A 17,486-nucleotide genomic window follows, 5' to 3' on the forward strand; every position below is an offset into this window, starting at 1 on the left:
AATTAACCATGGGTTTTATGTCCGATATGAGAGAGTCTGGTAATCGAGAACCGAACTGATCGGAAGTGAGGAAACGGTATGAACAAGGTGCTCCGGACTCTGACGATGGCCGGACTCGGTCTTCTCGCAGGGATCGGTGCCGGCGCCCCGGCGCTGGCGGCGGACGGCGGTGACAAGGCGCCGGCCAAGCCCTCGACCAGCAAGGCGGCGAAGTACTACCCGCACTACGGCGACGAGGTCGTCGGCTACTTCCGCTCGCTGCGGGGCTGCGAGCGGGTCGGCTGGATCGGTGAGCGTCGCGGCTACTGGGACGACTACGACTGCGACCTGGTCCGCGTCGGCTACCGCCGCGGCGTGTGGGCGCTCGAGGTCGACCGCGACCACTGGAACTGGGGCCGTCCCGGTTTCCGCGACTACTACCGCGGTTACCACTTCCGCCACAACGGCGACGGTTTCGTCGGCTACGGCTCCCGCTTCAACACCTGGGTGCACGGCGACATCGACGACAGCCCGTTCATCATCAACAACCAGTGACCGATCGCGGGTAGTCCACTCTCCCCGAACCGCAGCCGGACCCTCGTCGGTCCGGCTGCGGTCGTTCGTCGGCGGGACTCAGAGTGGCCCCCGGCCGGAACGCAGCAGCAGCAGCGCGACCTGCGTGCCGTCCGGGCCCAGCGCGTTGCGGAAGTGCTCGATGATCTCCCGCTCCCGGGCCAGCACCAGACGGGTGCCGCCGCTGGCCATCCGGGTCTTGCCGACCTCCTTGGAGAGGGCGGCACGCTCCAGCCAGAGATCGATGATCGTCTTGTCGATCTCGTTGATCCGTTCCCGGATGGCGCGGATCTTCTCGGCGGCCGCGTCTTCGCCCGCGCCGGTCGTCTGGTCCATCACGTCGGCGGTCATGTCCTGCTCCTCGGGTGCTGTGGCCTCGGTGGGCCCGGCCCGGACAGCATCAAGCCCCGGGCGGGGAAGCCCGGGGCTTGATGTAGGTCTTGGGTTCAGGAGCGACCTACGGCTGCCGGGCCTCCGGTGCCGTAGTAAAAAAATCGCGCCTGCTGGATCACGAACCGAGTATGCCCCCGTCCCGGACGGTCCCGCAAGGAAGCCGCCCGAGTGTTGGGACGAAAGTTTGCGCTGATCAGGGGGCCGTCGATATGCGGTTGGCGGGCCCCGGCGCGATCGGGCCGGTGGCCAGGTGGGCCACCAGCGCGTCCACGTCGAAGCCCGGGGCGGTCACCCGTCCCGTGCCCAGAGTCAGATTGCTGAACCCGTCCCCACCGTTGGCCAGGAAGTCGTTCGTGGTGACCAGATAGTTCGCGGCCGGGTCGATCGGCGTGCCGTTCAGCGCCAGGGCGTTCACCTTCGAACCGGGCGCGGCCGACGCGCTCCACGTGTAGGTGAGCCCGCTCGACACCTGGAGGATCCGCTGCGTGGTCTGCCCACCGAAGCCGGCGAACTGCTGCTCCAGCACGTTCTTCAGCTGCGCCCCGGTGAAGGTCTGAGTGACCACCAGGTTGTTGAACGGCTGGACGGTGAACGCCTCGCCATAGGTCACCTGACCGTACGGCTCCCCGCCGGTGGACTGGTCGGCGTCCAGGTCGGCGCGGATGCCGCCCGGATTCATCAGGGCGATCTGCGCGCCGGCCGACCGCGTGTACGCCAACTGGGCGTCGGCGATCACGTCACCGAGCGGGCTCTCCCCGGCCGGCGTGGCGGTCCGGACGATGTCCGCGCTGATGCTGCCGACCAGACGGTTCGCGATCGGCGCGACCGCGGTGCGGTACTTGTCGGCGACCTTCTTGGCGGCCGGATCCACGGTGGCGGGGTTCTTCGCGTACCCGCCCGAGGCATCCCGCACCCAGCCGCCGTTGCCGTCCGGCACCCCGTTCTCCACGATCACGTTCTTCGCGGTGATCTCGGCGAACCGCCCGGTACGCCGGTCCAGGGTGTAGTCGATGTCGGTGATCAGCTGGCCGTTGCTGCCGGCGCTGGTGACGACGGTGTCCGCGCCCTTGCTGTTCGGCAGCTTGCACGAGTAGAAGCGGTGCGTGTGGCCGGAGATCACGACACTGATCTCCGGGCTCAGCCCGGCCACGATCGGCGCCAGCGGCCCGCCGAAGTTGGTGCAGTCGGAGACCCCGGGCGTCGGCGTGGCCGGGCCCTGCGAGCCGCCCTCGTGCAGAAGCAGCACCTGCGCCTTCACCCCGAAGAGCTTCAGCACACCGCTCCACTTGTTGGCGGTCTCGATCTCGTCGGTGAAACGCACGCCGGTGATGCCTGCCGGGTTCACGATGCTCGGCGTGCCCTCCAGGGTCATACCGATGAAACCGACCGGTACGCCGCTCACGTACCGGATCTCGATGGGCGGAAGGATCGGCAGCCCGGTCTTCTTGCTGATGGTGTTGGCCGCGAGATAGGTGAAGTCGGCGCCCTGGAACGGGTCCCCGTCCTGGCAGCCGTCCACCGGATGGCAGCCGCCCTGCTGGATGCGGAGGAGCTCGGCCACACCCTCGTCGAACTCGTGGTTGCCGACCGAGCTGACCTGCAGCCCGACCTCGTTCATCAGCTCGATCGTCGGCTCGTCGTGGAAGGCCGCGCTGACCAGCGGGGTGGCGCCGATCAGGTCGCCGGCCCCGGCGGTGATCGTCTGCCGGTTCTCCGCCTTCGCCTCGGCGCGCAGCTTCTTCAGGAAGGTGGCCAGGTACTCGACGCCGCCGGCCGGGGTGCTGGTGCCGCCGGCGTTGACCACCGCGCCACTGCCGGTGGGCGGGTCGATGGCTCCGTGGAAGTCGTTGTAGCTGAGGAACTGCCCCTTGACCGTGGGGCCCTTGGGCAGACCGTAGGTCGCCGACACCGGTGCGAACTCGGCCGGCGGCGCGGCGGCCGCGATCCGGGCGTCCGGGATCGCGACCAGGGCGCCGACCACGGCCAGGGCGGCCACCGGCACGGCGAGGTGTCGCCGCTGTGGAAGAGGCATGGGTTCGTTCCCCCGATCGGTGATGATTCGATGCCGATCTGGACAGCCTGGTGGATCGGATGATTCACCGCTACCACTTCGCGGTGACAGATTCATTGCTGATCAACGATGGCTGCCCCGCTCGGCCCCGGAATCCTGTCGGAGGGTCGGCATACACTGGCTCCCGCGATGCGACCTTCCTCCGATACCCCCGACCTGTTCTCGGCGATGGCCCCCGAGCGCCCGCGCCCGCCGGGCGCGACGGCCCCCGAGCCCTCGCGCCCGGCGGCGCGCCGGCTCGATCCCGAGTCCCTGCTCACCGGGCTGAACGGACCTCAGCGAGACGCGGTGACCCACGCCGGGGCGCCGCTGCTCATCGTGGCCGGCGCCGGTTCGGGCAAGACCCGGGTGCTGACCCACCGGATCGCCTATCTGCTGGCCGAGCGGGGCGTGCACCCGGGCGAGATCATCGCGATCACCTTCACCAACAAGGCCGCCGGGGAGATGAAGGAGCGGGTGGCCCATCTGGTCGGGCCCCGCGCCCGGCTGATGTGGGTGTCGACCTTCCACTCGGCGTGCGTGCGGATCCTGCGGGCCGAGCACGAGCACGCCGGCCTGAAGAGCACCTTCTCCATCTACGACGCCGACGACTCGCGCCGCCTCATGCAACTGGTCGCCCGTGAGCTCGACCTCGATCCGAAGCGCTACACGGCCCGCGGCCTGGCCGCCCAGGTGTCGAACCTGAAGAACGAACTGGTCGGGCCGGACGAGTTCAAGCAGAAGGCGAAAGGGCCCAACGAGCGGGCCGTCGCCGAGGCGTACGAGCTGTATCAGCGGCGGCTGCGCGAGGCGCACGCGCTCGACTTCGACGACATCATCATGACCGTGGTGCACCTGTTCCAGTCGCATCCGCTGATCGCCGAGGCGTATCGTCGCCGCTTCCGTCACGTGCTCGTCGACGAGTACCAGGACACCAACCACGCGCAGTACACCCTGATCCGGGAGTTGGTCGGCACCGACGAGACCGCCGAGGTGCCGCCGTCCGAGCTGTGCGTGGTCGGTGACGCCGATCAGTCGATCTACGCGTTCCGGGGCGCCACCATCCGCAACATCCTGGAGTTCGAGCGCGACTACCCGGACGCGCGGACCATCCTGCTGGAGCAGAACTACCGCTCCACCCAGACGATCCTCACCGCCGCCAACGCGGTGATCGACCGCAACACCTCGCGAAAGCCGAAACGGCTCTGGAGCGACCAGGGGCAGGGCGAGCAGATCGTCGGCTACGTGGCCGACACCGAGCACGCCGAGGCCGACTGGGTGGCCCGGGAGATCGACCGGCTCAGCGACAACCACGAGGTGCGGCCCGGCGACGTCGCGGTCTTCTACCGGACCAACGCCCAGTCCCGCGTCTTCGAGGAGGTGTTCATCCGGGTCGGGCTGCCGTACAAGGTGGTCGGCGGAGTGCGCTTCTACGAGCGCAAAGAGGTGCGGGACGCGCTCGGCTACCTGCGGGCGATCGTCAACGACGACGACACGGTCAGCCTCCGCCGGGTGCTGAACACCCCGAAGCGGGGCATCGGTGACCGGGCCGAGGCCTGCGTGGAGGCGCTGTCCTCCCGGGACCGGGTGTCGTTCGGTCAGGCGCTGCGCCGGGCCAAGGACGCGCCGGGCATCTCCACCCGCGCGGCCAACAGCATCGCCGACTTCGTGCGGCTGCTCGACGACCTGCGGGTGCTGGCCACCACCGCCCCGCCGGAGGAGGTGCTGGAGGCGGTTCTCCAGCGGTCCGGCCTGCTCGGCGAGCTGGAGGAGAGCCTCGACCCGCAGGACCAGGGCCGGGTGGAGAACCTCCAGGAGCTGGTGAGCGTCGCCCGGGAGTACACCGAGCGGGTCGAGTCCCTGGCCGACGAGGGGGCGGAGCAGGTCGCCACACTGGCCGGGTTCCTGGAGCAGGTGGCGCTGGTGGCCGACGCAGACCAGATCCCCAGCGACGACCCCGAACATCAGGGCGTGGTCACGCTGATGACCCTGCACACCGCGAAGGGCCTGGAGTTCCCGGTGGTCTTCCTGACCGGCCTGGAGGACGGCGTCTTCCCGCACATGCGGGCGCTCGGCGACAACACCGAGCTCGAGGAGGAGCGCCGCCTCGCCTACGTGGGCATCACCCGGGCCCGGCAGCGGCTCTACCTGTCCCGGGCGGTCACCCGGTCGGCATGGGGGCAACCGCAGTACAACCCGCCCTCCCGGTTCACCGACGAGATGCCGGCCGAGCTGGTCCGCTGGGAGCGCACCGGCGGGTCGTACACGTCCTGGTCCGGCACGGGCGGCGGGGTGGGTGGCCGCGGTGGGGGAGACCGGCAGCGCGGCGGCGGCTTCGCCGGGGGCACACCCAAGGCTCAGCGGATCGCCGAGCGGCTGGGCATCGACGGCAGCAAGCTCTCCACCGCGAGCGAGCTCAGGCAGGCGCCGAAGGTGGATCCCGGCGACCGGGTCAACCATCAGCGCTACGGCCTGGGCCGGGTGCTCGCCGTGGAGGGCCACGGCCCCGGCGCGCGGGCCCAGATCGACTTCGGCGACCAGGTGATGTGGCTGGTCCTGCGGCACGCCCCGATCGAAAAGCTCTGATCCCGGTCCGGGATCAGCTCGCGGGCTCGGAGCAGCCGGAGATCTCCACACCGTGCTCGCGCATCCAGGTGGTCGGCTCGACCGGGTTCTGGAAGTGTCCCTCGTGCACCTCGAAGTGCAGGTGAGGGCCGGTCGAGCGCCCGGTCGAGCCCTCGTCGCCGATGTGCTCGCCGGCCTTGACGACCCGGCCCACCTCGACGCCGATCACGGACAGGTGGCCGTAGTGGGTGAGGTACCCGTTGCCGTGGTCGATGAGGACGGCGTTGCCGTAACCGCCGTTGGCGCCGGCCGCGACGACGGTGCCCGCGCCCGCGGCAACCACCGGGGCGCCGTGCGGCGCGGCCAGGTCGACGCCGGCGTGCAGGCGCCCCCAGCGCGGTCCGAAGCAGGACGTGACCGACGCCGACGGGAGCGGGTGGACCCAGTTCCGCTTCGGCAGCGGGCGGACCTTGCGCCGGACCGGCGCGGCGGCCGGGCCCCCGGTGTCGGGCGCCGGGTCGAGGCGCGGGTACTCCTTGCCGGGCGCCTGATCACCGGGGGGTGGCACGATCGGCAGCGCGGCCGTGGCGTGTGCGGCGGTGGGCAGGCCGGAGGTGACACCGGTGGGCGCGGCGGCGGCGGACATGCTCGCGGCGCCGACCCCGGCGGCCAGGGTGGCGCCGAGCGCGGTCACCGAGAGGGTCGACCGGCTTCGGGTGGCGAACAGCGCGGGGAGGGCCGGCGCACGGTGGCGGCGGAGGTTCTCCTGCCGGTGCCGTCCGATCCGGCTCGATGACGACTGCTGCTGCCCCACGCGACGTGCCCTCCCGACCTACGTGACGTCTGCTGTCACGTTCCTGTCGGCCGGGGGCGAACCGCGATGACCTGCCGGGGACCGGTTCTACCCATTGGCAACCGAAAACGCGGCCGGACATGGTCCCGGCCGCGTTTCGAGTCTCTGGGTCAGGAGGCGGCTTCGGCCGCGGCCAACCCGGCGTACACCGACTCCATGCGGAGCTTGATGTCGACGCCACGGTCGTTGAGGAAGGTGATCGGGTCGGTCGGCGTGCCCTTCACGTGCACCTCGAGGTGCAGGTGGGTGCCGTACGAATACCCGGTGTTGCCCACCTCGCCGATGACCTGGCCGGCCTTCACCTGGTCGCCTTTCTCCACCAGCACGCGCCGGGAGTGGGCGTAGATGATGTCGGTGCCGTCGTCCTGCCGGATCGTGACGGAGTAGCCGTACCCACCGCTGTAGCCGGCCGCGACGACCGTCCCGCCGTGGACCGCCTTGTAGGGGGTGCCCTCCGGGGCGGCCAGGTCGATGCCGGCGTGCAGTTTGCCGAAACGGACGCCGTACGCCGAGGTGAACTCGTACTCGTCCAGCGGCAGCAGGTAGATGTCCTTGGCGGCCTGTTCGGCGCTGAGCTCGGTCTTGGCGGTCTCGCGGTTCTCCCCGCGGGAGGCGGCCGGGTTGTCCGAGCGGTTCTCCAGGGCGTCGGTGGCGACCTGCTGTGTCTTGAGGCTCTGCAGAACGTCCGGGCTGACCGCTTTGGCGTCCGGGAGGTTGGAGGCCGCGCCGAGCGCTACGACCCCGGCGCCGACGAAGGCTGAGGTGACGACGACGGCGTAGCGGCTGCGCGGAGGGGTCGGCACGCGACGCCGGCCGCGATAGCGATCGGGCTCAGACGACAAGCGCTGGCGCACGAAGGGTCCTCCGTCGGTGGCATTGCGGCGGCGCGGCAGTTCAAACCCCGGGAAATTGGGTTGAACAGTGATCCGGCCGGGCTGTCGCTGTGGGGGGAACCTGCGTGACAGCCGTGGCCACGGTAACGAAACGGCCGCCGGGTCACAAGTCGCAGCGCCAATTTCATGACAGTTAGCGGTCGGTATTGATCATCTATTGTCCGAATTGATGAGCTTTCTGATGTCGGGTTCAGTCAACCCTCTGTAATTGCTTTGGGAGCGGAAAGTAATGTGACCGACTCAACTATTCCGTCCGTCCTCCGGGTGGGTCCAGTGGGTATCCCGGTCTCGTGTCCCGGGTTACCGTTCGTTCAGGTGACCACGGAAGGAAGCCCACCGCGGCGGCCGGACACCGGGGTCAAAAGAGCCCGAAGGGGTCAGCATGCAAGCACGGATCAGGGTCGTCGTGGCGAAACCCGGCCTGGACGGGCACGACCGCGGGGCCAAGGTGATCGCGCGGGCGTTGCGCGACGCCGGTATGGAAGTGATCTACACGGGTCTGCATCAGACGCCCGAACAGATCGTGGAGACCGCGATTCAGGAGGACGCGGACGGCATCGGCCTGTCCGTGCTCTCCGGCGCCCACATGACTCTGTTCCGCAGAGTGCTGGAACTGTTGGCGCAGCGTGACGCCGCTGACATCGTGGTATTCGGTGGCGGCATCATTCCGGAGGACGACATCGCGGAATTGCAATCACTCGGGGTAGCCGCGCTATTCACGCCCGGTACTTCCCTGGAATCCGTCGTCGAATGGGTTCGCACCAATGTGGCGGCGCCGGTCGCCTGAATGGGTCGCTGACCTGCCGAACGCAAGGGGAGAGGCCGGACGCACCCCTCACACGTCCGGCCTCTCTATGCGCGATGCCCCGCCGCCACCCCTCGACCGACAGGGCATCGGCCGCTTCCTCGCGGACGCCGCAGCGCTCCGACATCACACTCAACGACCCCCTGCCGGGCGGGTTACGCGCCCGTGTGACTTTTTCCGCGCCGCCCTCGCGGACGGCGCCGCGAGCAGAGGATCCACCACCGGCGGGGTACGCGTACCGCCGCGAGATACGCCACCACATCGGCTGCCGGCACGCGGTGAGTTCCGGCGTGCGCGCACTGCGCCCGGCCGTCACCATCGCCCCGGAGCTGCGTTTTCGTCACTTCGGTGTGTGGTCTTGCACACCGCGCACCCGCGCGCTCGCCATGGCCGATCAGGTCGCTAGTCTGCGGATGAAGTCCGTCTCGCAGCTGCGGACGGGCTGGACGATCCTAACGCTGTCGGCGCGCTGCGCTGCGCCGCACATACAGGTCGGGACGCAACGGTGCGGCTTGCCGGCGCTTGGCGTCGCGAGCGAAAGGAGACACGTGGACCTGTTCGAGTATCAGGGGCGCGACCTGTTCGACCGGCACGGGCTGCCCGTGCTGGGCGGCGGCGTCGCCGAGACCCCGCAGGAGGCCCGGGCGATCGCCGAGCGGCTGGGCGGCAAGGTCGTCGTCAAGGCGCAGGTCAAGGTCGGCGGCCGCGGTAAGGCGGGTGGCGTCAAGCTGGCCGACGGGCCGGACGAGGCCGAGGCCCGCGCGGCCGACATCCTGGGCATGGACATCAAGGGCCACACGGTCGAGAAGGTGATGCTGGCCGAGACGGCCGACATCAAGGAGGAGTACTACTTCTCCTATCTGCTGGACCGGGCCAACCGCACGTTCCTCTGCATCGCCAGCGTCGCCGGTGGTATGGAGATCGAGACGGTCGCCGAGGAGGACCCGGACCGGGTCGCCAAGATCGCGATCGACGCGAGCAAGGGTGTCGACGAGGCCAAGGCGCGCGAGATCGTGACCGCCGCCAAGTTCCCGGCCGAGGTCGCCGACCAGGTCGTCGACATCGCGGTGAAGCTGTGGCAGGCGTTCGTCGCCGAGGACGCCACGCTGGTCGAGGTCAACCCGCTCGCCAAGGTGGGCGACGGCCGGGTGCTGGCGCTCGACGCCAAGGTCACGCTGGACGAGAACGCGGGCTTCCGGCACCCCGACCACGAGGCCCTGGAGGACAAGTCCGCGGTCGACCCGCTGGAGCAGACCGCCAAGGAGAAGGACCTCAACTACGTCAAGCTCGACGGCGAGGTCGGCATCATCGGCAACGGTGCCGGCCTGGTCATGTCGACCCTGGACGTGGTGGCGTACGCGGGCGAGAGCCACGGCGGCGTCAAGCCGGCCAACTTCCTCGACATCGGTGGTGGCGCGAGCGCCCAGGTGATGGCGGACGGTCTGGAGATCGTCCTCGGTGACCCGGCGGTGAAGTCCGTCTTCGTGAACGTGTTCGGCGGCATCACCTCCTGCGACGCGGTCGCCAACGGCATCGTCCAGGCCCTCGCCCTGCTCGCCGGGCGCGGCGAGACCCTCACCAAGCCGCTGGTGGTCCGCCTCGACGGCAACAACGCCGACGCCGGCCGCGCCATCCTGGACGGCGCCAACAACCCGCTGGTCGAGCGGGTCGACACGATGGACGGAGCGGCCCAGCGCGCCGCCGAGCTCGCGGCTGCGGGGAAGTGAACTAATGGCGATTTGGCTCACCAAGGATTCCAAGGTCATCGTCCAGGGCATCACCGGCGGTGAGGGCTCCAAGCACACCAAGCGGATGCTCGCCGCGGGCACCCAGGTGGTCGGCGGCGTAAACCCGCGCAAGGCCGGCACCAAGGTTGACTTCGACGGTACCGAACTGCCCGTCTTCGCGACCGTGGCCGAGGCGATCGCGGAGACCGGCGCCGACGTGTCGGTCGTCTTCGTCCCGCCGGCGTTCACCAAGGCCGCGGTCGTCGAGGCGATCGACGCCGAGATTCCGCTCGCCGTGGTGATCACCGAGGGCGTGCCGGTGCAGGACTCGGCGGCGTTCTGGGCGTACAACGTGGCCAAGGGCGAGAAGACGCGGATCATCGGGCCGAACTGTCCCGGCATCGCGTCGCCCGGCGCCTCCAACGCCGGCATCATCCCGGCCGACATCACCCCGCAGGGCCGCATCGGCCTGGTCAGCAAGAGCGGCACGCTGACCTACCAGCTGATGTACGAGCTGCGCGAGTTCGGCTTCTCCACCGCGGTCGGCATCGGCGGTGACCCGATCATCGGCACCACCCACATCGACGCGCTGAAGGCCTTCCAGGACGACCCGGAGACCGACGCGATCGTGATGATCGGCGAGATCGGTGGCGACGCCGAGGAGCGGGCCGCCGAGTTCATCAAGGCCAACGTCACCAAGCCGGTGGTCGGCTACATCGCCGGCTTCACCGCGCCGCCCGGCAAGACGATGGGCCACGCCGGCGCCATCATCTCCGGTTCGGCCGGCACCGCCGAGGCCAAGAAGGTCGCTCTCGAGGCGGCCGGTGTCAAGGTCGGCAAGACGCCGTCCGAGACCGCCCAGCTCATGCGGGACATCTTGAGCTGAGGACGACGATGCACACGGCGCGCCGCCGAACGGGAAGCGACCCGATCGGCGGCGCGCCGTCGTATCTGTCTCGCCGTGCTGGCACCGGCATGGAAAAGTAGGCGCGATGTCCAGCACAACCGACCGGCCCGGCGGCTCGGAGGACCCGTTCGCGGTCGCCGAGGCGCTGCAGTCCGTGGTGCGGGACACCGCCGCCGTCGAGCGGGAGCCCCCCGCCGAACGGGTCACCGAGGCCGTCGGCGCCGGCGACAGCCGGCGCGACACCGTCGTCGTCGACGAGGAGATGCTCGGCCGCCGGCCGACGGTCCGGGTGCCGAGCCAGCGCCGGCCCACCCCGGGACGGCGCGCCCCACTGCCGGTCGCGGCGCTCTTCGCCACCGTGTGGGCCGCCCTGTCGACCTACCTTCCGGTGGCCGTCGTGATCGGCCTGGCCCGCACCCTGGAGGGCTCCGGCGGACTGGCCGGGGCCGCGCACGCCGGGCTGGCCGGGTGGCTGCTCGGGCACGGCGTTCCGATCGGCACCTCGATCGGGCCGCTCGCGCTCACACCGCTGGCGCTCACCGGGTTCGTGGTCTGGCGGCTCAACCGGGCCGGGCTGCACGTGACCCGCGCCATCGGGGCCCGGCGAACCGGTTCGACCGTGCGGGCGATCCTGGTCGCGGTGGCGGTCGGCAGCGCGTACGCCATGGTCGGGGCCCTTGCCGCGATCCTGGTCGACGGCCGCGGCACGCAGGTCTCCACCGCTGGGGCCGCGGCCCGGTTCCTCGCCCTCGGCGTCTTCGGATCGCTGATCGGGGCGTTGCGCGGCACCGACGCGATCTCTGTCCTGGCCCGCCGGTCGCCGCCCGCGATCCGCCACGGTCTACGGGCCGGAGCGGTCGCGGCGCTGCTGATCCTCGGCGCCGGCGCGGTCGCCGGCGGACTCGCGGTGGCGTTCGGCGGAGCGCAGGCGGCCGAGATCATCGCCGGTTACCAGACCGGCGTGGCCGGCCAGGCCGGCATCACCCTGATCAGCGTCGGGTACGCGGTGAACGTCTCGATCTGGGCGGCCGCCTACCTCATCGGCCCCGGATTCGCGCTCGGCGCCGGATCGATCGTCCGGCTCACCGAGGTGGTGGTCGGCCCGCCGCCGATGCTGCCGCTGGTCGCCGGTCTGCCGGAGGGGCCGGCCGGGCCGATCGGCACGCTGCTGCTGGCCTGCCCGTTGATCGCCGGGACGATCGCCGGCTGGGCGCTCACCCAGCGTCTGCGGTTCGGGCGGGACAGCGCGTGGCAGGCGGTGCGGCGGTCCGGCAAGGGCTCCGCCGCGGTCGTCGAGCCGCGCTGGTCGCTGCTCGTCGCGTCGGGCCTGTTCGCCGGACCGGTGGCCGGGCTTCTGCTGGGCGTGCTCGCCTGGCTCTCCGGCGGCGCGGTCGGCGCCGGTCGGCTGTCCCGGATCGGGCCGGACCCGGTTCAGGTCGGTGTCGTCTCGGCCGTCGTGGTGGCCGTCGCGGTCACCCTGGGTGCCACCGCCACCAGGGCGTTCTTCCGGCGTTCCTGAACCGGGCCGGGCACCCGGTCACTGGTCGTAGAAGTCCTGTGGGTTGAAGTCCCGGGTGACCACGCTGAGGATCACGAACACCACGGCCAGCGCGAGCGTGGCGATGCCGCAGGCGATGCCGGCGACGGCCTGACCGCGGTTGCCGGCCAGGCCCCGATCCGCTTTCTGCTTGCCGAGGAAGCCCAGGACGATCGCCGCGAGGGCGAGTGGCACCCCGAGATAGAAGCAGCAGAGTGCCGGGATCGAGACGATACCCAGGATCATGGCGATCAGACCCTGGCTGTTGTCGGAGGCGGACGGTGACATGCCACCGGGCTCTCCATGGAACGGCGGCGGCGGGGGCGGCGGAATGCTCATCCTCTGGTCCTCCGGATCCGGCGAACGGTCAACGACCGTCATGGATGCCCCGAAGTCGGCGCAGCTTAACGCGGGAGCGACCGTTCCGGTCCGGTAAACGCCCCGTTGTCGGAGATCGGCCCACGCGGCGATAGGGTGCACAGGTGACTGACCCCGCGCCCGCCCGCCTGGTCGTCCTCATCTCCGGATCGGGCAGCAACCTGCAGGCTCTTCTCGAAGCGACAGCCGACCCGGCGTACGGCGCCGTCGTCGTGGCGGTCGGCGCCGACCGGGACGGGATCGCCGGTCTGGAGCATGCCGCGGCCGCCGGGATCCCCACCTTCGTGGACTCGGTGAAGGCCTACCCGACCCGTGACGACTGGGACGCCGCCCTCACCGAGCACGTCGCCGCGCACCGGCCCGACCTGGTCATCTCGGCCGGCTTCCTGAAGCTGGTCGGCAAACAGTTCCTGGACGCGTTCGGCGACCGGTACATCAACACGCACAACGCGCTGCTGCCCGCCTTCCCCGGCATCCACGGCCCGCGGGACGCGCTGGCGTACGGGGTGAAGGTGGCCGGGGCGACGCTCTTCTTCGTGGACGCCGGTGTCGACACCGGGCCGATCATCGCGCAGACCGTGGTTCCCGTGCTCGACGGCGACACGGAGGACACGCTCACCGAGCGCATCAAGGTGGCCGAACGGGCCCAGCTGGTCGAGTTCGTCGGCCGTCTGGTCCGGGAGGGCTGGACCATCGAGGACAGGAAGGTACGGATCCCGTGAGCACTGAGGGGCGTCGTCCGATCAAGCGGGCGCTGCTGAGCGTCTGGTACAAGGACGGCATCGTCGAGCTGGCGCGGGCGCTGCACGCCGCCGGGGTGGAGATCGTCTCGACCGGGTCGACCGCGTCGACCGTGGAGAAGGCGGGTGTGCCGGTCACCCGGGTCGAGCAGCTGACCGGCTTCCCGGAGATCCTCAGCGACCGGGTCAAGACCCTGCACCCGCGTGTCCACGGCGGGCTGCTCGCCGACATGCGGCTGGAGAGCCACGTGAGCGAGCTCGCCGAGCACGGCATCGAGCCGTTCGACCTGCTGATCAGCAACCTCTACCCGTTCACCGAGACGGTCGCCTCGGGCGCGAGCGAGGAGGACTGCATCGCGAAGATCGACATCGGTGGGCCGGCGATGGTCCGGGCCGCGGCCAAGAATCACGCGTCCGTTGCGGTCGTCACGGCCGTTTCGGCGTACCCCCTGGTGTTGGAGGCCGTGGAGAACGGCGGTTTCACGCTGACGCAGCGCAAGGCGCTCGCGGCTCGCGCTTTCGCCGACATCGCGGAGTACGACGTGGCCGTCGCCAACTGGTGTGCCTCGACGCTGGTGGAGAGCGAGTGGCCGGAGTTCACCGGGCTGGCGCTGCGCCGTTCGTCGGTGCTGCGGTACGGGGAGAACCCGCACCAGCAGGCGGCGCTCTACCTCGACCCGGAGGCCCGCCCGGGGCTGGCCCAGGCCGAGCAGCTGCACGGCAAGGAGATGTCCTACAACAACTACGTCGACGCCGACGCCGCGTGGCGTAGCGCCAACGACTTCACCGAGCCGTGCGTGGCGATCATCAAGCACGCCAACCCGTGCGGCATCGCGGTCGGCGCCGACGTCGCCGAGGCGCACCGGAAGGCGCACGCCTGCGACCCGGTCTCCGCGTTCGGCGGCGTGGTCGCGGTCAACCGGGAGGTGACCGCCGAGCTCGCGCGGCAGCTCGGGGAGATTTTCACCGAGGTGGTCGTGGCGCCGTCCTACGAGGCCGAGGCCCTGGAGTTGTTCCGGGAGAAGAAGAACCTGCGGGTCCTGGTCGCGCCGGCCTGGAACCCGCCGGCCGCGGAGGTCAAGCAGGTCGGCGGCGGTGTGCTCGTGCAGCTGGCCGACCGGATCGACGCGCCCGGCGACGACCCGGCCAACTGGACGCTCGCGACCGGTGAGCCGGCGTCCCCGGAGCTGCTGGCCGACCTGGCCTTCGCGTGGCGGGCGATCCGCAGCGTGAAGAGCAACGCCATCCTGCTCGCGCACGACGGCGCGACCGTCGGCGTCGGCATGGGGCAGGTCAACCGGGTCGACTCGGCGAAGCTGGCGGTGTCCCGCGCCGGGGCCGAGCGGGCGGCCGGCAGTGTGGCGGCGTCCGACGCGTTCTTCCCGTTCCCGGACGGGCTCGAGGTGCTGATCGAGGCCGGGATCAAGGCGGTCGTCCAGCCGGGCGGCTCGATCCGTGACAACCTGGTGATCGAGGCGGCGGAGAAGGCCGGCCTGACCGTCTACCTCACCGGGACCCGCCACTTCTACCACTGATCACATCGTCGGCGGGTCGGCTGAGGTGGCTTATCTCCCGTTCAGCCGACCGGCTGGTAATCAGCCGTTAACCGGCTGATACGGTCGCGAAAATTCGCCCGGACACTGGGAGTGAAGAGCTATGGGCAAGAAGGTAACCGTCGTAGGCGCCGGTTTCTACGGGTCCACGACAGCGCAGCGTCTCGCTGAGTACGACATCTTCGAGACGGTGGTCCTCACCGACATCCTCGAGGGCAAGCCGGCCGGCCTCGCGCTCGACATCAACCAGTCCCGGTCGATCGAGGGCTTCGAGACCAAGGTCATCGGTGTCAGCACCGGCCCGAACGGCGAGGGTTACGAGGCCATCGCGGGCTCGGACGTCGTGGTCGTGACCGCCGGCCTGCCGCGTAAGCCGGGCATGAGCCGGATGGACCTGCTCGAGGTCAACGCGAAGATCGTCCGGCAGGTCGCGGAGAACATCAAGAAGTTCGCGCCGAACGCCGTCGTCATCGTGGTGTCCAACCCGGTCGACGAGATGACCGCGCTGGCCCAGCTCGCCACCGAGTTCCCGCGGAACCAGGTCTTCGGCCAGGCCGGCGTGCTCGACACCGCCCGGTTCACCAACTTCATCGCCGAGGAGCTGAAGGTTCCGGTGGCCAGCGTGAAGGCGCTGACCCTGGGCTCGCACGGCGACACCATGGTGCCGGTCCCGTCGCGTTGCACCGTGGACGGCAAGCCGCTGTCCGAGCTGCTGCCGGCCGAGAAGATCGAGGAGCTGGTCGTCCGGACCCGTAACGGTGGCGCCGAGGTGGTGGCGCTGCTGAAGACCGGTTCGGCGTACTACGCCCCGTCGGCCGCCGCGGCCCGCATGGCCAAGGCCGTCGCCGAGGACTCCGGCGTGGTCATGCCGGTCTGCGCCTGGGTCGACGGCGAGTACGGCATCTCCGGTGTCTACCTGGGTGTCGAGGCCGAGCTGGGCGCGCAGGGCATCAAGAAGGTCGTCGAGGACAAGCTCACCGAGAGCGAGCTGGCCGGCCTGAAGGAGGCCGCCGAGGCGGTCCGCGCCAAGCAGGCGGACGTCGCGCACCTCTGATCCCAGTGTCGATGCGAAGGCCGGGGCGTCCGCGTCCCGGCCTTCGGCGTGTCTCCGGTACGAGGATCAGCTGCCCGGATGCCGTCGGTGAGGCGGCGGTCACTCCACCGATCCGGTCGGACGTTATTCGGGGATCGGTTCATCCGGGCCTGGGATGGTAGAGGGGGAATGTCAGGACGGGGCCGCCCGGCGATCTACGGCGGGTGGGCAGTACGCTCGTACTGCTAAGCGTGTGTTTCGGGAGAGGAGCGCCGGCCGATGGCGAAAATCAAGGTCAAGAACCCGGTCGTGGAGATCGACGGCGACGAGATGACCCGGATCATCTGGAAGCAGATCCGTGAGCAGCTGATCCTGCCGTACCTCGACGTGAACCTCGAGTACTACGACCTGTCGATCCAGCACCGGGACGAGACCGACGACCAGGTCACGATCGACTCGGCCAACGCCATCAAGCGGCACGGCGTCGGCGTCAAGTGCGCCACCATCACGCCGGACGAGGCGCGGGTCCAGGAGTTCGGCCTCAAGAAGATGTGGCGGTCGCCGAACGGCACGATCCGCAACATCCTCGGTGGCGTCGTCTTCCGTGAGCCGATCATCATGAAGAACGTGCCCCGGCTGGTACCGGGCTGGACCAAGCCGATCATCATCGGCCGTCACGCCCACGGCGACCAGTACAAGGCGACCGACTTCGTCGCGCCGAAGGCCGGCAAGTTCACCGTCACCTTCACCCCGGAGGACGGCTCGGAGCCGCTGGAGTTCCACGTCGCGGACTTCCCGGCCGGTGGCGTCGGCATGGCCATGTACAACTTCGACGAGTCCATCCGCGACTTCGCGCGCGCCTCGTTCCGGTACGGCCTGGCCCGCAACTACCCGGTCTACCTGTCCACCAAGAACACGATCATGAAGGCGTACGACGGTCGTTTCAAGGACCTGTTCGCGGAGATCTTCGAGACCGAGTTCGCCGACCAGTTCAAGGCCGCCGGCATCACCTACGAGCACCGGCTGATCGACGACATGGTCGCCGCCGCGCTCAAGTGGGAGGGCGGTTACGTGTGGGCCTGCAAGAACTACGACGGTGACGTGCAGTCCGACACCGTCGCCCAGGGCTTCGGCTCGCTCGGCCTGATGACCTCGGTGCTGATGACCCCGGACGGCCGGACCGTCGAGGCCGAGGCCGCCCACGGCACCGTCACCCGGCACTACCGGCAGTGGCAGAAGGGCGAGAAGACCTCGACCAACCCGATCGCCTCGATCTTCGCCTGGACCGGTGGCCTCAAGCACCGTGGCAAGCTGGACGGCACCCCCGAGGTGACCCAGTTCGCCGAGACGCTCGAGCGCGTCTGCATCGAGACCGTCGAGGGCGGTCAGATGACCAAGGACCTCGCGCTGCTGATCGGCAAGGACGCCCCGTGGCTGTCCACCGACGAGTTCATGAACGCTCTGGACGAGAATCTGGCCCGCAAGCTCGCTGCCTGATTT

Annotated in this window: 15 protein-coding genes; 10 read left to right on the forward strand and 5 right to left on the reverse strand. The window is 69.9% G+C overall.

Annotated features, from left to right (window positions below; genetic code table 11):
• Positions 1 to 78: 78 nt before the first annotated feature.
• On the forward strand, positions 79 to 534 hold the full coding sequence (locus tag AB0I88_RS05130) for a hypothetical protein (RefSeq protein ID WP_361018492.1): 456 nt from the start codon (positions 79 to 81) through the stop codon (positions 532 to 534).
• Positions 535 to 612: 78 nt separating this feature from the next.
• Here AB0I88_RS05130 and AB0I88_RS05135 read toward each other — a convergent pair whose 3' ends face one another.
• The gene (locus AB0I88_RS05135; protein ID WP_361018909.1) at positions 613 to 1,047 is read right to left on the reverse strand and encodes a chorismate mutase; all 435 of its coding nucleotides are present in this window, start codon (positions 1,045 to 1,047) and stop codon (positions 613 to 615) included.
• A 91-nt stretch (positions 1,048 to 1,138) separates the two neighbouring features.
• Complete coding sequence (locus AB0I88_RS05140) at positions 1,139 to 2,977, reverse strand: bifunctional metallophosphatase/5'-nucleotidase (protein ID WP_361018494.1); 1,839 nt, start codon at positions 2,975 to 2,977, stop codon at positions 1,139 to 1,141.
• Between the two features lie 207 nt (positions 2,978 to 3,184).
• Between AB0I88_RS05140 and pcrA the strand changes: the two genes are divergently transcribed.
• Positions 3,185 to 5,581: a DNA helicase PcrA gene (gene pcrA / locus AB0I88_RS05145; protein ID WP_361018912.1), complete on the forward strand. Its 2,397-nt coding sequence runs from the start codon at positions 3,185 to 3,187 to the stop codon at positions 5,579 to 5,581.
• 13 nt (positions 5,582 to 5,594) lie between these two features.
• On the opposite strand, the gene AB0I88_RS05150 is transcribed toward pcrA, so the two are convergent.
• Positions 5,595 to 6,374, reverse strand: a complete 780-nt coding sequence (locus tag AB0I88_RS05150) for a M23 family metallopeptidase (protein ID WP_361018497.1) — start codon at positions 6,372 to 6,374, stop codon at positions 5,595 to 5,597.
• A 149-nt stretch (positions 6,375 to 6,523) separates the two neighbouring features.
• Positions 6,524 to 7,267 (reverse strand): M23 family metallopeptidase, encoded by a 744-nt coding sequence (locus tag AB0I88_RS05155; protein ID WP_361018500.1) that lies wholly within the window; start codon positions 7,265 to 7,267, stop codon positions 6,524 to 6,526.
• 421 nt (positions 7,268 to 7,688) lie between these two features.
• Here AB0I88_RS05155 and AB0I88_RS05160 point away from each other — a divergent pair, with 421 nt between their 5' ends.
• The 4 genes from AB0I88_RS05160 (at position 7,689) to AB0I88_RS05175 (ending at position 12,264) form a co-directional block, all read left to right on the forward strand.
• Positions 7,689 to 8,093 carry a cobalamin B12-binding domain-containing protein gene (locus AB0I88_RS05160; protein ID WP_361018503.1) on the forward strand — a complete coding sequence of 135 codons (405 nt, stop codon included), beginning with the start codon at positions 7,689 to 7,691 and terminating at the stop codon, positions 8,091 to 8,093.
• A gap of 566 nt (positions 8,094 to 8,659) precedes the next feature.
• The gene (sucC, locus tag AB0I88_RS05165; protein ID WP_361018505.1) at positions 8,660 to 9,838 is read left to right on the forward strand and encodes an ADP-forming succinate--CoA ligase subunit beta; all 1,179 of its coding nucleotides are present in this window, start codon (positions 8,660 to 8,662) and stop codon (positions 9,836 to 9,838) included.
• Positions 9,839 to 9,842: 4 nt separating this feature from the next.
• Entirely contained in the window at positions 9,843 to 10,724 is an 882-nt protein-coding gene (gene sucD / locus AB0I88_RS05170) for a succinate--CoA ligase subunit alpha (protein ID WP_361018508.1), read from the forward strand.
• 106 nt (positions 10,725 to 10,830) lie between these two features.
• Positions 10,831 to 12,264, forward strand: a complete 1,434-nt coding sequence (locus AB0I88_RS05175) for a DUF6350 family protein (protein WP_361018510.1) — start codon at positions 10,831 to 10,833, stop codon at positions 12,262 to 12,264.
• Positions 12,265 to 12,282: 18 nt separating this feature from the next.
• Here AB0I88_RS05175 and AB0I88_RS05180 read toward each other — a convergent pair whose 3' ends face one another.
• The gene (locus tag AB0I88_RS05180; protein WP_361018513.1) at positions 12,283 to 12,621 is read right to left on the reverse strand and encodes a DUF4190 domain-containing protein; all 339 of its coding nucleotides are present in this window, start codon (positions 12,619 to 12,621) and stop codon (positions 12,283 to 12,285) included.
• Positions 12,622 to 12,764: 143 nt separating this feature from the next.
• On the opposite strand from AB0I88_RS05180, the gene purN reads away from it, so the two are divergent.
• The 4 genes from purN (at position 12,765) to AB0I88_RS05200 (ending at position 17,483) form a co-directional block, all read left to right on the forward strand.
• Entirely contained in the window at positions 12,765 to 13,382 is a 618-nt protein-coding gene (gene purN / locus AB0I88_RS05185; RefSeq protein ID WP_361018515.1) for a phosphoribosylglycinamide formyltransferase, read from the forward strand.
• Positions 13,379 to 14,935: a bifunctional phosphoribosylaminoimidazolecarboxamide formyltransferase/IMP cyclohydrolase gene (purH, locus tag AB0I88_RS05190; protein WP_361018518.1), complete on the forward strand. Its 1,557-nt coding sequence runs from the start codon at positions 13,379 to 13,381 to the stop codon at positions 14,933 to 14,935. The genes purN and purH overlap by 4 nt, the downstream gene beginning before the upstream one ends.
• Positions 14,936 to 15,056: 121 nt before the next feature.
• Positions 15,057 to 16,007: a malate dehydrogenase gene (mdh, locus tag AB0I88_RS05195; RefSeq protein WP_361018520.1), complete on the forward strand. Its 951-nt coding sequence runs from the start codon at positions 15,057 to 15,059 to the stop codon at positions 16,005 to 16,007.
• Between the two features lie 258 nt (positions 16,008 to 16,265).
• Complete coding sequence (locus AB0I88_RS05200) at positions 16,266 to 17,483, forward strand: NADP-dependent isocitrate dehydrogenase (protein ID WP_361018523.1); 1,218 nt, start codon at positions 16,266 to 16,268, stop codon at positions 17,481 to 17,483.
• Positions 17,484 to 17,486 lie beyond the last annotated feature (3 nt).

This window comes from Actinoplanes sp. NPDC049802, from assembly GCF_040656595.1.
GTDB lineage: Bacteria > Actinomycetota > Actinomycetes > Mycobacteriales > Micromonosporaceae > Actinoplanes.

Coding starts and splice junctions, on each gene's coding strand:
- AB0I88_RS05130 (WP_361018492.1), top strand. CDS start 79: ATGAACAAGGTGCTCCGGACTCTGACGATGGCCGGACTCGGTCTTCTC.
- AB0I88_RS05180 (WP_361018513.1), bottom strand. CDS start 12,621: ATGAGCATTCCGCCGCCCCCGCCGCCGCCGTTCCATGGAGAGCCCGGT.
- sucD (WP_361018508.1), top strand. CDS start 9,843: ATGGCGATTTGGCTCACCAAGGATTCCAAGGTCATCGTCCAGGGCATC.
- pcrA (WP_361018912.1), top strand. CDS start 3,185: ATGGCCCCCGAGCGCCCGCGCCCGCCGGGCGCGACGGCCCCCGAGCCC.
- AB0I88_RS05200 (WP_361018523.1), top strand. CDS start 16,266: ATGGCGAAAATCAAGGTCAAGAACCCGGTCGTGGAGATCGACGGCGAC.
- mdh (WP_361018520.1), top strand. CDS start 15,057: ATGGGCAAGAAGGTAACCGTCGTAGGCGCCGGTTTCTACGGGTCCACG.
- AB0I88_RS05175 (WP_361018510.1), top strand. CDS start 10,831: ATGTCCAGCACAACCGACCGGCCCGGCGGCTCGGAGGACCCGTTCGCG.
- AB0I88_RS05140 (WP_361018494.1), bottom strand. CDS start 2,977: ATGCCTCTTCCACAGCGGCGACACCTCGCCGTGCCGGTGGCCGCCCTG.
- AB0I88_RS05160 (WP_361018503.1), top strand. CDS start 7,689: ATGCAAGCACGGATCAGGGTCGTCGTGGCGAAACCCGGCCTGGACGGG.